Source organism: Sphingomonas sp. dw_22, assembly GCF_018449795.1.
Lineage (GTDB): Bacteria > Pseudomonadota > Alphaproteobacteria > Sphingomonadales > Sphingomonadaceae > Sphingomonas.
In genome coordinates this window covers 1-14,407 of the sequence record NZ_JAAVVE010000044.1, presented here as the reverse complement: position 1 = coordinate 14,407, position 14,407 = coordinate 1, and the positions used below count along the sequence as shown (strand labels likewise).

At 66.8% G+C, this 14,407-nt stretch carries 14 protein-coding genes; 10 read left to right on the top strand and 4 right to left on the bottom strand.

Features of this window, described 5'->3' with window-relative positions; all coding sequences use genetic code 11:
* Nucleotides 1–16 precede the first annotated feature (16 nt).
* Nucleotides 17–1,213 carry a hypothetical protein gene (locus HB724_RS16510; protein WP_256731575.1) on the bottom strand — a complete coding sequence of 399 codons (1,197 nt, stop codon included), beginning with the start codon at nucleotides 1,211–1,213 and terminating at the stop codon, nucleotides 17–19.
* 198 nt (nucleotides 1,214–1,411) lie between these two features.
* Between HB724_RS16510 and HB724_RS16505 the strand changes: the two genes are divergently transcribed.
* Complete coding sequence (locus HB724_RS16505) at nucleotides 1,412–1,588, top strand: hypothetical protein (RefSeq protein ID WP_213982044.1); 177 nt, start codon at nucleotides 1,412–1,414, stop codon at nucleotides 1,586–1,588.
* 193 nt (nucleotides 1,589–1,781) lie between these two features.
* Here HB724_RS16505 and clpA read toward each other — a convergent pair whose 3' ends face one another.
* Nucleotides 1,782–4,112 (bottom strand): ATP-dependent Clp protease ATP-binding subunit ClpA, encoded by a 2,331-nt coding sequence (gene clpA / locus HB724_RS16500; protein WP_213982043.1) that lies wholly within the window; start codon nucleotides 4,110–4,112, stop codon nucleotides 1,782–1,784.
* A 138-nt stretch (nucleotides 4,113–4,250) separates the two neighbouring features.
* Entirely contained in the window at nucleotides 4,251–4,448 is a 198-nt protein-coding gene (locus HB724_RS16495) for a DUF1192 domain-containing protein (RefSeq protein ID WP_213982042.1), read from the bottom strand.
* 79 nt (nucleotides 4,449–4,527) lie between these two features.
* On the opposite strand from HB724_RS16495, the gene HB724_RS16490 reads away from it, so the two are divergent.
* On the top strand, nucleotides 4,528–5,535 hold the full coding sequence (locus HB724_RS16490; RefSeq protein WP_256731574.1) for an NAD(P)H-quinone oxidoreductase: 1,008 nt from the start codon (nucleotides 4,528–4,530) through the stop codon (nucleotides 5,533–5,535).
* A 56-nt stretch (nucleotides 5,536–5,591) separates the two neighbouring features.
* Here HB724_RS16490 and HB724_RS16485 read toward each other — a convergent pair whose 3' ends face one another.
* Nucleotides 5,592–6,023 (bottom strand): hypothetical protein, encoded by a 432-nt coding sequence (locus tag HB724_RS16485; RefSeq protein WP_213982041.1) that lies wholly within the window; start codon nucleotides 6,021–6,023, stop codon nucleotides 5,592–5,594.
* Nucleotides 6,024–6,258: 235 nt separating this feature from the next.
* Between HB724_RS16485 and HB724_RS16480 the strand changes: the two genes are divergently transcribed.
* The 8 genes from HB724_RS16480 to HB724_RS16445 all read left to right on the top strand — a co-directional run bounded on the left by HB724_RS16480 (nucleotide 6,259) and on the right by HB724_RS16445 (nucleotide 13,823).
* Nucleotides 6,259–6,882, top strand: a complete 624-nt coding sequence (locus HB724_RS16480) for an OB-fold-containig protein (RefSeq protein WP_213982040.1) — start codon at nucleotides 6,259–6,261, stop codon at nucleotides 6,880–6,882.
* A gap of 6 nt (nucleotides 6,883–6,888) precedes the next feature.
* Entirely contained in the window at nucleotides 6,889–8,589 is a 1,701-nt protein-coding gene (locus HB724_RS16475; protein ID WP_213982039.1) for a flotillin domain-containing protein, read from the top strand.
* A 92-nt stretch (nucleotides 8,590–8,681) separates the two neighbouring features.
* Nucleotides 8,682–9,299 (top strand): glutathione S-transferase family protein, encoded by a 618-nt coding sequence (locus tag HB724_RS16470; protein WP_213982038.1) that lies wholly within the window; start codon nucleotides 8,682–8,684, stop codon nucleotides 9,297–9,299.
* A 100-nt stretch (nucleotides 9,300–9,399) separates the two neighbouring features.
* Nucleotides 9,400–10,278, top strand: a complete 879-nt coding sequence (locus HB724_RS16465; protein ID WP_213982037.1) for a UDP-2,3-diacylglucosamine diphosphatase — start codon at nucleotides 9,400–9,402, stop codon at nucleotides 10,276–10,278.
* 23 nt (nucleotides 10,279–10,301) lie between these two features.
* Nucleotides 10,302–11,324, top strand: a complete 1,023-nt coding sequence (locus tag HB724_RS16460; RefSeq protein WP_213982036.1) for a glycosyltransferase — start codon at nucleotides 10,302–10,304, stop codon at nucleotides 11,322–11,324.
* Between the two features lie 116 nt (nucleotides 11,325–11,440).
* Nucleotides 11,441–12,118, top strand: coding sequence for a cell cycle transcriptional regulator TrcR (locus tag HB724_RS16455; RefSeq protein WP_213982035.1), 678 nt, complete (start codon nucleotides 11,441–11,443; stop codon nucleotides 12,116–12,118).
* 144 nt (nucleotides 12,119–12,262) lie between these two features.
* Nucleotides 12,263–13,144 (top strand): dienelactone hydrolase family protein, encoded by an 882-nt coding sequence (locus HB724_RS16450; protein WP_213982034.1) that lies wholly within the window; start codon nucleotides 12,263–12,265, stop codon nucleotides 13,142–13,144.
* 52 nt (nucleotides 13,145–13,196) lie between these two features.
* On the top strand, nucleotides 13,197–13,823 hold the full coding sequence (locus HB724_RS16445) for a glutathione S-transferase family protein (protein WP_213982033.1): 627 nt from the start codon (nucleotides 13,197–13,199) through the stop codon (nucleotides 13,821–13,823).
* The last annotated feature ends 584 nt before the right edge of the window (nucleotides 13,824–14,407 follow it).

The following is a 14,407-nucleotide window of genomic DNA, read 5'->3' as shown; positions in this document are numbered from 1 at the left end:
AGCAGCCGATCGGCCCCTAACAGGCCTTCTTGCCCAAAATCGCCCGGCCCAGCATGCCGCCCACCTTGGGCTTGCACTTCTTCGGCTGTTCGTTCTCCCCGGACGGCTGCTCGCTGCGCTCGTCGCGGCCCATCATCATGTCGCCCATGCTGGGCATGCCCGGCATGACCATCCCCATCGAGCGATAGCGCACCTTGGCGGTCCATTTCGGACGCCATGCCACCTTCGGATCCCTCGGCCGCTCGGGAAAGGCGAAGTTCGCTTCCGGGCCATAGGCATAGATGAAGCCCATCAGCATGCCCGGCCCCGCCTGCTTCACTTCGGCCGGCACGGTGCAGCGCGTCTGGCTGGGCGGCATCACGATCTTCTGCCCGATCAACCGGCTGACCGTGGCCGGCGAGAGCCAGTTCCACAGCCCGCCGCCGAATTCCTTGGTGGTCGAGGATGCCCACCATACCATGTCGCCGCCCTTGTTCGGATCGGTCTGGGTCGTGCCGAACATCCAGGCATAATAGCCGGTCGCGGTGCCCAGCGCGTTCCAGCCGAGGTCGATCGATCCGTCGGCGTTCGCGCTCGACTTGGCGCGCAGTCCGTCCATGAAGTCCTGGCCCTGGCCCAGCGTGAAATCGATGTCCGCGCTGTAATTGCCGACCACCCGGTGCTGGCCGATCAGCGAGGATTTGCCGCTGATGGTCTTGGTCTTCTGCGAATTCGGCCAGTCGCCATAGGTGCGGCTGGTGGCTGCGCGCGGCCCGTCCTCGACCGGCACCCGCACCGAGAAGAGCCCGGGCGGGAACTGGCCCTGCGCCACCCTGGCGAAATCGATGACGACCGGCTGGCCCGGCCCGGCATGCGCGCCGCAGCCCCAATAGATCAGCAGGCGCCCCTTGGGCCGCTGGAACTCGGTGGGATAATCCTCGCCCTTGACGATCTTCGGCGTCTCGAGCGGCACCGAGGCGCCCAGCCGCGCCGCTTCGGGCATGAAATGATCGGCCTTGGGCTCGCCGCCGGTCGGCGCCAGCCGCGAGCCGAGCCGCAGCACCAGCTCGTGCTGATCGCCCCGGCCCATCATGCCGGCGATCGTCCCGGCATCGACGAAATAGCGTGCCTCGGGCGGCGTGTCGCGGCTCTGGGCCAGGCCCGCGGTCGTCGCGACGATGGCGACAAGCGTGATTCCCGCGCCGCCGATCAGCACTCTGCGATTGATGGTCATCCTCGGTCTCCCCGGTTCCGGGCCGTGGCCCTTCGTTGCGCGCGACCAGTTCCCGATCTTCGCCGGGCCTATCGTTGTGCGACCGAGTCGACGGCGTCGCGGCGAGCGCGACGTCCGGCACAGTTGCTTATGGCATGTGCTGTGCAGTCGTTACGATCTACAGGGAGCCGCTTTGATGACAAGGGGCATGTTTCCGGAATGCGTACCAAGCTGAGCACCTGCACCCGCAAGGCGCGGTTTCCGTCCGAGCAGGAGGCGCTCCGGATGGCCGAGCGCTCCGGCCTGGTGCTCCGGCCCTATCGCTGCGATCGCTGCCGGCAGTTCCATTTGACCAGCCGGACCAAGGGAAAACGGGTGCTGCGGTTTCCAGATTGACCCTCCCCGTGCCGGGGAGGGGGACCAGCCGCAGGCTGGTGGAGGGGGAGTGCCGCAAGGGGATTCCGGTGTGGAGAGTCCCCTCCACCACCGCCTTCGGCGGCGGTCCCCCTCCCCGTGCCGGGGAGGATCAAAAACGAAAGGGCCGGAACCTCGCGGTTCCGGCCCTTCGCATTTCTCCGGTGAAGCGGCCTTATTTGGCCTTCACCGCCTCGGCCTTCTTGCCGCCGCCCTTGCGGGGCTTTTTCGGCGCCGCGGGGGTGACCTCGAAAGCCAGGGCATTGTCCTTCAGCTTCACAGTCACTTCGCCGCCATGGACGAGCTTGCCGAACAGCAGCTCCTCGGCGAGCGGCTGCTTGATCTTCTCCTGGATCAGGCGGCCCATCGGCCGCGCGCCATAGAGCTTGTCGTATCCGCGATCGGTCAGCCACTTCTTCGATTCGTCGTCGAGCTGGATATGCACGCCGCGATCGGCGAGCTGCAGCTCGAGCTGGAGGATGAACTTGTCCACCACGCGGCTGACCACTTCGGTCGGCAGGTAATCGAACGGCACGATCGCATCCAGGCGGTTGCGGAATTCCGGCGTGAAGAGTTTCTTCACCGCCTCTTCCTGCACGTCCTCGCGCCCGCCCATGTCGCCGAAGCCGAGGCTCTCCTTGGCCATGTCCGACGCGCCGGCATTGGTGGTCATGATCAGGATGGTGTTCCTGAAATCGACCGTCTTGCCGTGGTGGTCGGTCAGCTTGCCATTGTCCATCACCTGCAACAGGATGTTGAACAGGTCCGGATGCGCCTTCTCGATCTCGTCGAGCAGCAGCACCGAATGCGGCTGCTGGTCGACCGCGTCGGTCAGGAGCCCGCCCTGGTCATAGCCGACATAGCCCGGAGGCGCGCCGATCAGCCGCGAGACCGAATGCCGTTCCATATATTCCGACATGTCGAAGCGCTGGAGCGGAATGCCCAGGATATCGGCGAGCTGCCGTGCGACCTCGGTCTTGCCGACGCCGGTGGGGCCGCTGAACAGATAATTGCCGATCGGCTTGTCCGGATCGCGCAGCCCCGCGCGGCTCAGCTTGATCGCCGAGCTCAGCACTTCGATCGCCCGGTCCTGGCCGAACACGACGCGCTTCAGGTCTGTCTCCAGATTGGCGAGCGTCCGCGTGTCGTCGGTCGAGACCGATTTCGGCGGGATGCGCGCCATCGTCGCGATGACCTGCTCGATCTCCTTGGGCGTGATGACCTTCTTGCGCTTGTTCGGCGGCACCAGCATCTGCATCGCGCCGACCTCGTCGATCACGTCGATCGCCTTGTCGGGCAGCTTGCGGTCGTTGATGTAGCGTGCGCTGAGCTCCACCGCCGACTTGATCGCGTCGGGCGTGTACTTGACGTGGTGATGGCCCTCGAACGCCGTCCGCAGCCCCGCGATGATCTTGATCGTGTCCTCGATCGTGGGCTCGTTCACATCGATCTTCTGGAAGCGCCGGAGCAGTGCCCGGTCCTTCTCGAAGTGATTGCGGAACTCCTTGTAGGTGGTCGATCCGATGCAGCGGATCAGGCCGCCCGAAAGCGCGGGCTTGAGCAGGTTCGACGCATCCATCGCGCCGCCCGAGGTGGCACCCGCGCCGATCACGGTGTGGATCTCGTCGATGAACAGGATCGCGTGGGGCAGCTTCTCCAGCTCGTTGACGACCTGCTTCAGCCGCTCCTCGAAATCGCCGCGATAGCGGGTGCCGGCCAACAGCGCGCCCATGTCGAGCGAGTAGATCACGGCTTCCTTCAGCACCTCGGGCACGTCGCCCTCGATGATCTTGCGCGCCAGGCCCTCGGCGATGGCGGTCTTGCCGACGCCGGGATCGCCCACATAGAGCGGATTGTTCTTGCTGCGGCGGCACAGGATCTGGACGGTGCGGTCCACTTCGGGGCCGCGCCCGATCAGCGGATCGACCTTGCCGTTCCGGGCCTTCTCGTTGAGATCGACGGTGAACTGCTTGAGCGCGCTCTCGCCCTTGCCGCCGCTCTTTGTCTCCTGCTTGCTCGACTTGTCATCGTCGGCGCCCTTGGGCGTGGAGGCTTCGGCCGGGGTCGAGCCCTTGCCGACGCCGTGGCTGATGAAGCTGACCGCATCGAGCCGGCTCATGTCCTGCTGCTGCAGGAAATAGACCGCGTAGGATTCGCGCTCGCTGAACAGCGCGACCAGCACGTTCGCGCCGGTAACCTCGTCGCGGCCCGAGGACTGGACGTGGAGGATCGCGCGCTGGACGACGCGCTGGAAGCCGCTGGTGGGCGAGGGATCGGTCGCGTTCTCGACCTTCAGCGCCTCCAGCTCGGTGTCGAGATATTGCGCGACAGTATTCTTGAGGTCGCCGAGATCGACGCCGCAGGCGCTCATCACCTTCGAGGCATGCTCGTCGTCGACGAGCGCCAGCAGCAGATGTTCGAGCGTCGCATATTCATGGCGGCGGGAGGACGCAGCCTCCAGCGCCTTGTGCAGGGTCGATTCCAGGGCGGAGGCGAAACTAGGCATTCGGTTACAACTCCAGTCGGGCCGAAAGGATACGCGGCCCGTCTTCCCCTATGTCGGAAGAGAAGGGCTCCGCATCAAGCGCTGCGGCCCGGCACCGGAACTGAATGGCGGATCGCCCCTTGTCCGGTGCAGTCGCGCTCATCTCTTAAATAGAGAGTCTGCGCTTGCGCGGTGGTGAACGGCACTTTGAATTTTTGTCCGGCTCCGCTCGATCTCCGTCTCCAGGAGCGCGATCCGCTCCTCGAGCTCCTCGACCGAAAACGGATCGAGATCCTGCTTCGCCAGCTGGACGACGAGATCGTCCCTGCGACGCGGAAGATTTTCGTCGGCGTCCATGAGTCTGAGCGTTGACCCTGGCCGGGGCGATGTCAATAAGGCCCCGGGGGTTTATGGTTAATCAGGAAGTAACGCGCAGATGATCGCTGCCGAAGTGATGCTGGCCATCGATCCCGATGCGCCGGGCGGTCCTGACGTGCTGGTGCCCGTCGAGCGCCCGGTGCCGCGCCCCGGTGCCGGCGAAGTGCTGGTCCGCGTCGCCGCGGCCGGGGTCAACCGGCCCGAGGTGATGCAGCGCAAGGGGCTCTATCCGCCGCCGCCGGGCGCGCCGTCGATCCTGGGCATGGAGATTTCGGGCACCATCGTCGCGGTGGGCGAGGACGTGGAGCGCGAGCTGATCGGCCAGCGGGTCTGCGCGCTGATCGCGGGCGGGGCCTATGCCGAATATGCCGTCGCGCCCGCCGGCCAGTGCCTGCCGGTGCCGCCCGCGCTGACGATGGTCGAGGCGGCGGCGATGCCCGAGACGCTGTTCACCGTGTGGACCAACGTCTTCGAGCGCGCCTATGCCGGCGAGGGCGAGACGCTGCTGGTCCATGGCGGCACCAGCGGCATCGGCACGATGGCGATCGCGCTCGCCAATTTGTTCGGGCTGACGATCATCGTCACCGCCGGATCGGACGAGAAGTGCGAGGCCGCGCGGCGCATCGGCGCCGATCACGCGATCAACTACAAGGCCGAGGATTTCGTCGCCCGCGTGCGCGAGATCACCGGGGGCAGGGGCGTGAACATCGTCCTCGACATGGTCGGCGGCGACTATGTCCCGCGCAACCTGCAATGCCTGGCCGAGGAGGGGCGCCATGTCTCGATCGCGGTGCAGGGCGGGCTGACCGCGACGATCCCGATCTTCGAGATCATGCGCCGCCGCCTGACGCTCACCGGATCGACGCTGCGCCCGCGCGACAGCGTGTTCAAGTCGCTGGTGGCGGACGAGCTGCATCGCGTCGTCTGGCCGCATGTGGCCGAGGGGCGGCTCAAGCCGGTGATCGATTCGACCTATCCGCTGGCGCGTGCGGCCGAGGCGCATGCCCGGATGGAATCGGGCGAGCATGTCGGCAAGATCGTGCTTACGATCGGCGAAGAAGGATAGGGCAGTTCATTCTCCTCCCCGGAGCCGCAGGCTCTTGGGGGAGGCAAGGAGCGATCCTACGCCGCGCGCTGGGCCGCCAGCGCCTGGATCGCCTCGATCACCCGGGGATGGACCTCGTCCTCCTCATATTGGAAGCGCCGGTCCAGCATCCGGTAGACCGCGCGCACGGCCATGCGATATTCGCGCGGATCGGCTTCGATCGCGTCGAGCGTCCAGGTGCCATAATGGGCGATGGTCGCCTGCCGCATGGCCAGGGTCTCGTCGGTCAGCCGCCGCACCAGCGCGCGATGCTCGGGCCGGGGGCTCCGCCGCAGCGGGGCGATCACCATCCGGTCGTGCTGGGCGAGGAAGCGCGCCATCGCCTGCGCCATGATGTGGCGCGCCTGGGCGACCTGGCTGGCCGGGCCGGCATGCCCGGCGCTTTCGATGATATCGTCCATCAGACGCAGCAATTCGCGGTGCCCATCACGCAGCACGGTCAACGGCATTGGTTACTCCCTTCCCCCAATTGTAGGAAGGATCGCCGCCGCGCAGGATTCTGCCGGGCACTTCTGTCGTCTCCCGGCCGTCAACCGGCGTGAATGCGGGCGATGATCCTCTCGATTCGCATGATCCGGCGTAAAGACAACCATCTGCCCGGAGAGTTCCGCGCCCGCGTTCGATTTCGCTTTGGGATGAATAACTCCGCCCGTAATCTTGGTGGCGATTCGGGGGAGCATCGGGGTGTTTTCGTTTCTTGCAGCGCCGGAGAACGTCGCCTTCGTGACGGCGATTCTCCTCATGCTGCTGATCGGCGTGGTCCAGTTCATCGGTCTCGGCGATCATCTCGGCGGCCATGCCGATCTCGACCTCCATGCGGACGGTGATCTCGATCTGCTCGGCTGGCTCGGTTTCGGGCGGTTGCCGCTCCTCATGCTCCTGGTCGTGTTCCTCGCGCTGTTCGGCATATTGGGGCTGATGCTCCAGCAGGCGATGCATGATTGGGCGGGCGCGCCGCTCGATCCGTGGATCGCGGTGCCCGTGGTCGGGATCGCGTCGCTGCCGCTCACCGGCCTTGCCGCGCGGGGCCTTGCCCGCATCCTGCCGCGCGACTTCACCACCGCCGTCCCGCTGGAAGTGCTGATCGGCACCACCGCCCAGATCGTCACCGGCCGCGCCACCCCGGGCTCGCCCGCCCGCGCCCGCGCCGAGGATCCGCACGGCCAGGTTCATTATGTGATGGTCGAGCCCGATATCGCCGGCCAGGCCTTCGAAGAGGGCGAGCGCGTGCTGCTCGTCCGGCGCGAGGGCGAGTGCTTCCGCGCCATCTCGCGAGGCGATTTCCGCCTCCCCAGCCTCGAAAGCTGAACCGCCATGAACGAACTCGTCCCCCAAGGAGCCGTCTCGATGCTTCCCTATCTGATCTATGCCGGGGTGGCGCTCGCCGCGCTCTTGATTCTCGGGCTCGTGCTCGCCCGGCTCTATAAGCGCGCATCCAAGGAGATCGGTTTCGTCCGCACCGGCTTTGGCGGCGAAAAGGTCGTCATCAACGGCGGCGCGCTGGTCCTGCCCGTCTTCCACGAGACGATGCCGGTCAACATGAACACGGTGCGCCTCGCGGTCGAGCGCAAGAACATGGACGCGCTCATCACGCTCGATCGGCTGCGCATCGACGTGAAGGCCGAATTCTACGTCCGCGTCCGCCCCGATGCCCAGGCGATCGCCACCGCCGCGCAGACGCTCGGCATGCGCACCATGCACCCGGACGCGCTGAAGGAACTGGTCGAGGGCAAGTTCGTCGATGCGCTCCGCTCGGTCGCCGCCGGCATGACGATGGCGCAGCTCCACGAGCAGCGTGCCGATTTCGTCCAGAAGGTGCAGCAGGTCTCGTCGGTCGATCTGGCGATGAACGGGCTGGAGCTCGAATCGGTGTCGCTCACCGGACTCGACCAGACCTCGATCGAGCATTTCAACGCCAATAATGCGTTCGACGCCGAGGGCCTCACCAAGCTCACCGAGCAGATCCAGCTCCGCAAGAAGGCCCGCAACGACATCGAGCAGGATACCCGGGTCCAGATCGAGACCAAGAATCTGGAAGCGCAGCGCCAGTCCTTCCTCATCAGCCGCGACACCGAATTCGCCCGGCTGGAGCAGGAACGAGAGGTCGAGATGCGCCGCGCCGCTCAGTCGGCCGAAGTCGCGCGCGAGCAGTCGCTGCGCCAGCAGGAGGCCGAACAGGCCAAGATCGAGGCCAAGAAGCTGGTCGACAGCCAGCAGATCGAGGCCGATCGCGCGGTGCAGCAGGCCAAGATCGCCCAGGCCCAGGCGCTGGAGCTCGCCCGCCAGGAGCAGCAGATCGCCGTCCAGAACAAGAGCCGCGAGGAAAGCCAGGCGCGCGCCGAGGCCGACAAGGCGCGTGCCGAGGCGGTCGTCGCCGAGGAACGCGTCGGCACCGCGCGCGAGGCCGAGGTCGCCGAGCGCCAGAAGCGGATCGAGCTGATCGATGCCGCCCGCGAGGCCGAACGCGCCGCGATCGGCATCAAGGTCCAGGCCGAGGCGGAAAAGGCCGCCGCCGCCGACCGCGCCGAAGCCACGCGCCTGGCGGCCGAGGGCGAAGCCGAATCGGCCAAGCTCAAGGCAGAGGCCGATCGCATCCGCTTCGAGGTCGAGGCGGCGGGCCAGCGTGCGGTCAACGAGGCGGCGAACATCCTGTCGTCCGACCAGGTCTCCTATGCGACCAAGATGGCGCTGCTGAAGGTGCTTCCGGAAGTGATCCGCGAAGCCTCCAAGCCGCTGGAGGCGATCGATTCGATCAAGATCGTCCAGGTCGACGGCCTCACCGGCCGCGGCGGCGGGGCGGGGGGCGCCGCCAATGACGGCGAGGGCGATCGCAACCTCGCCAATTCGGCGGTCGCCGCGGCGCTGCGCTATCGTGCCCAGGCGCCGGTGATCGACGGGCTGATGCGTGAGCTCGGTTTCGACGGCAGCTCGCTCGACACGCTCGTCGCCGGCGCCACCGCCGATGCGGCCCAGCCGCCCGCACCGATCCCGCCCAGGGATCAGGCCGCCGAATAGATAAGCCCCGCTTATCGCATCGCCGCAGCGATGCGTTTGACGCCGCCCTTCGAAACGCCAGAAAGGCGGCGCACGCGAACAGGGAGCACGCCATGGGGCCTTTCGTCCTTCACGAATATGCGCGGTCGGGGAATTGCTACAAGATCCGGCTCACCGCCGCGCATCTGGGCATTCCGCTCGAACGGCGCGAATACGATATCCTGAAGGGCGAGACCCGCACCGCGCAGTTCCTGGGCGAGGTCAGCGCCAACGGTCGCATCCCGGTGCTCCAGACCGGCGACGATTTCCTGCCCGAGAGCAACGCCGCGATCTTCTATCTCGCATATGGCAGCCACCTGATCCCCGCCGATCGCTTCGAGCAAGCGGACATGCTGCGCTGGATGTTCTGGGAACAATATAACCATGAGCCCAACGTTGCGACGCTGCGCTTCTGGAAGGCGTTCATCGGCTTCGACAATCTCACCGACCTCCAGCGCGCCCAGCTTCCCGGCAAGATCGCCGCGAGCGAGGCGGCGCTGGCGCTGATGGACGAGCATCTGGAAAGCCGCGCCTGGTTCGTGCTCGACCGGCTGACGCTCGCCGATATTGCGCTCTATGCCTATACCCATGTCGCCGGGGAGGGCGGCTTCGACCTGCAACCCTATCCGAACGTCCGCGCCTGGCTCGCCCGTGTCGCCGCCCAACCCCGCCACATCGCGATCACCGACTGACGCGAACTATGACATCCGCGTGAAAGTCGAACGATTCCAAATGTAACATAGCATGTCCATAGGACGGACCCGGGCAAGGGCAATGCACGGGACACGGGCTATGGCCACGATCACCAGGCTTCCGTTCGATACGACGCAACTCGCGGACTTCCACGCATCCACTCCGTCGATTCCGGAGCGCGCGATCACCGAGCGCCGGAAATATCGCGCGGTGTGGATTTCGGACGTCCATCTCGGCACGCGCGGCTGCAACGCGGCGATGCTGATCGACTTCCTCGATCATGTCGACAGCGACACCATGTATCTGGTCGGCGACATCATCGACGGCTGGGCGATGAAGAAGCGCTTCTATTGGCCCGCCGCGCATAACGACATCGTCTGGCGCGTGCTCAAGCGCGCCAAGCGCGGCACCCAGATCGTCTATATCCCCGGCAATCACGACGAGATGTTCCGCCAGTTCACGGGCCTCGATTTCGGCGGCGTGAAGATCAAGCGCCAGGCGATCCACACCACCGCCGACGGCCGCCGTCTGCTCGTGCTGCACGGCGACGAGTTCGACGCGATCACCATGTCGCACCGCTGGCTCGCCCATCTGGGCGACTATGCCTATGAAATGCTGATGGCGCTCAACCGCTGGATGAACATGGCCCGGCGCGCGTTCGGACTGCCCTATTGGTCGCTCAGCAAATACGCCAAGCAGAAGGTGAAGAACGCCGTGGCCTTCATTTCCAAGTTCGAAGAGATCGTCGCGCACGAAGCCGGCGCGCGCGGAATCGACGGCGTGATCGCCGGTCACATCCACAAGGCGGAGATGCGCACGATCCACGGCGTGGAATATTATAACGACGGTGATTGGGTGGAGGGTTGCACCGCGCTCGTCGAGCACTACGACGGTACCATGGAAATTCTCCATTGGGCCGAGGAGATGGCAGCACGCGAAAGCGGCGAAGCGTCCGAGGTCAGACTGGCGGCGGCGTGACGGCAGCGGCAGGGGCCGAGACCGTGCGTATCGCAATCGTAACCGATGCCTGGGAGCCCCAGGTGAACGGAGTCGTTCGCACGCTCCAATCGGTCCGCCGGGTGCTGGAATCGCAGGGGCACCATGTCCTCGTGATCTCGCCCGATCTTTTCTATTCGCTGCCGTGCCCCACTTATCCCGAGATCCGCCTCGCGCTCGCCCGGGTGAACGCGGTCGGCGCGATGATCGAGGAATTCGGCGCCAGCGCGATCCATCTCGCCACCGAAGGCCCGCTCTGCGTCGCCGCGCGGCGCTGGTGCCTGCGCCAGGGGCGGCCCTTCACCACCGCTTATCACACGCAGTTCCCCGATTACGTCTCGGCGCGCTCGGGCGTGCCGGCCGAATGGATCTGGCGCTATATCCGCTGGTTCCACGCGCCGAGCGCGGCGATCCTCGCCTCCACGCCGTCGATCCGCGAATCGCTGGTCGCGCACGGCCTCAAGCAGGTCCGCCATTGGGGCCGGGGCGTCGATCTCGAGAACTTCCATCCGGGGCTCGATCCGCTGCCGGCGATGGCCGCGCTGGAGGGGCCGGTGCAGCTCTATGTCGGCCGGGTCGCGGTCGAGAAGAATCTCGAGGCGTTCCTGAAGACCGATCATCCGGGCACCAAGGTCGTGGTGGGTGACGGCCCCGCGCGGGCGATGCTGGAGGCGCGCTATCCGCAAGCGAAGTTCCTCGGCCCGCTGTTCGGCACCGATCTCGCCGCCGCCTATGCCGCCGCCGACGTGTTCGTCTTCCCCAGCCGCACCGATACGTTCGGGCTGGTGATGATCGAGGCGCTGGCCTGCGGCACGCCGGTCGCCGCCTATCCGGTCACCGGCCCGGTCGACGTGCTGACCCCGGAGACCGGCGCGATGAACGACGATCTGACCGTCGCGATCGACGAGGCGCTGACCCGGGACCGCGCCAGATGCGCCGAATATGGCCGCAGCTTCACCTGGGAAGCCAGCGCCCGCCAGTTCCTGAGCGCGCTGGTGCCGATGGACGGCGAGAAGGTGGCGGCCTGACAAGCCCCTGCGCCGTGCGGAGGATCGTTGTGCTTGCTCCGGAGCGCATCTCGCACTAAGTCACGCAGGTTACGGCCGCCCGTGAAGGGCGGCCCTTATTGTTTCTGGAGAATATCGTGGCCCAGCCGCTGATGCCGCATGCGACCGCCTCCTGGCTGGTCGAGCAGACGTCGCTCACATTCGAGCAGATCGCCGATTTCTGCGGTCTGCACATCCTCGAGGTCCAGGCGATCGCCGACGACACGGCCTCGACCAAGCTCACCGGCCGCGATCCGGTGCGCGCGCATGAGCTGACGATGGACGAGATCGAGAAGGGCCAGGCCAATCCCGACTATCGCCTCAAGATTCTCAAGGGGCCCGAGCAGGTCCGCCGCACCAAGGGACCGCGCTACACGCCGGTCTCGAAGCGCCAGGACAAGCCGGACGGCATCGCCTGGATCCTGCGCCATCATCCGGAAGTCTCGGACGGCGCGATCGGCAAGCTGATCGGCACCACGCGCACCACCATCTCGGCGATCCGCGACCGCAGCCACTGGAACATCGCCAACATCACGCCGAAGGATCCGGTGACTTTGGGCCTCACCACCCAGCGCGAGCTCGACGCGCTCGTCGCCAAGGCCGCCAAGGCCGCCGGCATCGAGGCGCCGACCGACACGCGCCTGGAGGGCGACCGCGAGGCGCTGATCGAGCAGCTCCGCGCCGAGCGCGACCAGGCCAGCCGCGAAGCCGAGGGCATCGAGGGCGGCGTGGAAACCAAGCCCGAGGCGACCGCCGAGACGCTGTTCAAGCACTGAGATCCGCCCGTCATCCCGGCCTTTGTCGGGATGACGGGTGTTTTGGTCTCAAACACTCCCATCACCCGATCCCCTGCGGCATGACGCCGCCGGCCGTCTGCGCTACCTTCGTTCCCTTCGGGGGCAACGAATCGGGAGAGAGCGATGGACGACATCCGCAGCCGGGCGATCCGGATCTACGACGCCTTCACCCATGAACATCGCGATCGTCGCGCGCTCCTGCGCGAAATGGCGGCGCTCGCCGGGTCGGTCGCCGCCGCCGAGACGCTGATCGCCGGCATCGCCGCATCGCCTGCCGCCGCGCAGCAGGTGCCCGAGAATGACGACCGCCTCGTCGCGAGCATGCAGAGCTTCACCGCCGAGGGCATCAACACCCATTATTACCACGCCCAGTCCAAGGATCCGGACGGCGCCCTGCCGGTGGTGATGGTCATCCACGAGAATCGCGGCCTCAACGCGCATATCAAGGACGTCTGCCGCCGGCTGGCGCTGGCCGGCTTCATCGCCGACGCTCCCGATTTCCTCTCACCCGCCGGTGGCACGCCCGCCGACGAGGACAAGGCGCGCGACCTGATCGGCCAGCTCGACATGGCCGCGACGGTGGCGACCGGCGTCCGCGCGCTGAAGGTGTTCGCGGCCATGCGCAACACCAATCACCGCATCGGCGTGGTCGGCTTCTGTTGGGGCGGGGCGATGGCCAATCGCCTCGCGATCGCCGCGGGCAAGGGGCTGGACGCCGGCGTCGCCTATTACGGCCCGGCTCCCGATCCGGCCGAGGCGGCAAGGGTCCAGGCGCCGCTTCTCCTTCATTATGCCGGCAACGATACGCGGGTGAACGCCACCGGCGAGCCCTGGGTCGCCGCGCTCAAGGCAGCGGGGAAATCGGTCGAAGCTTTCACCTATCCCGGCGTCGAGCATGCCTTCAACAACGACACCTCGGCGGAGCGCTACAATGCGGCGGCTGCCGGACTCGCCTGGGATCGCACCATCGCCTTCTTCCACAAGCAGCTTGACTCGCCGGCATAGTAGTTGTTCCCTGAATGTTCCGCTCCGCCGAGTCGTTTTGGGAGAGACTGTCATGGCCGACGAACTGGTTTTCTATACCAATCCTCAGTCGCGCGGGCGCATCGCCCGCTGGATGCTCGAGGAAGTGGGCGTCCCTTACGAGACCGAGGTCGTCGATTACGGCACGACGATGAAGGGCGAGGATTATCTGACGATCAATCCGATGGGGAAGGTGCCCGCGATCGTTCATGACGGCGAGGTCGTCACCGAATGCGCGGCGATCTGCGCCTATCTGGCCGAGGCGTTTCCGGCGGCCGGGCTGGCCCCGCTGCCGGAGGAGCGCGCCGCTTATTATCGCTGGCTGTTCTTCGCCGCCGGCCCGGTCGAGCAGGCGGTGACCAACCATGCCGCGCAGTTCGTGCCCAGGCCCGAGCAGGGCCGGATGTTCGGCTATGGCAATTACGATCTCACCGTCGACGTGCTGGAGCAGGCGGTGAGTGTGAATCCCTATATTGCCGGCAGCCGCTTCACTGCGGCCGATGTCTATGTCGGCTCGGCGATCGGCTGGGGCACGATGTTCGGCACCTTGCCCAAGCGGCAGGCTTTTCTCGACTATTTCGCCCGGCTGAGCGCTCGCGACGCCTATCGCCGCGCCGCGCGGATCGACGATGCGCTGGCGGCGGAGCGGGCACCGGCCTGAGGGTGGCTTCGAAGCGCTAGAGTTGGGTCGACTGGTTGAATCCCTTCCCCGGCGCAGGCCGGGATCCAGTATCGAGTCGGCATGAGGCGATGGGGCTGGATTACTTCGAGCTGGATCGCAACTGGGCCCCGGCCTGCGCCGGGGAAGGGATTCGGTGGAACGGGATCACGCCCCAAGCGAACCGACGGAGCTTGGCGCTATTCCCTTTGCGCCAGTCCCTGAAATCGTCGCGTCTTCGCGCCGTCGCGTGAGAAAATCGGTTCGCGCGACGTCGCGGCGGCGCGACGATGTTGGAGCATGACGGCGATCGGGCCGTCCTAAGCGTCAGCTTCCGAGCGTGAAGTTCAGGAAGTCGGGGACGGGGCGCCCCCCCCCCGGGCCCGGCCCCCGCCCCCCCCCGGGGGGGGCGGGGGCCCGGGGGGGGGGCCCCCCGGGGGGGGGGGGGGGGGGGGGGGGGGGGGGGGGGGGGGGGGCGGCGGGGGGGGGGGGGGCGGGTGGGGCCGGGGGGGGGGGCCCCGCGGGCCGCCCCGCGGGAAGGAGCGCAATCGGGAGGCGGCGCCTGGCTGCAAGGTGATCTCTCCGAG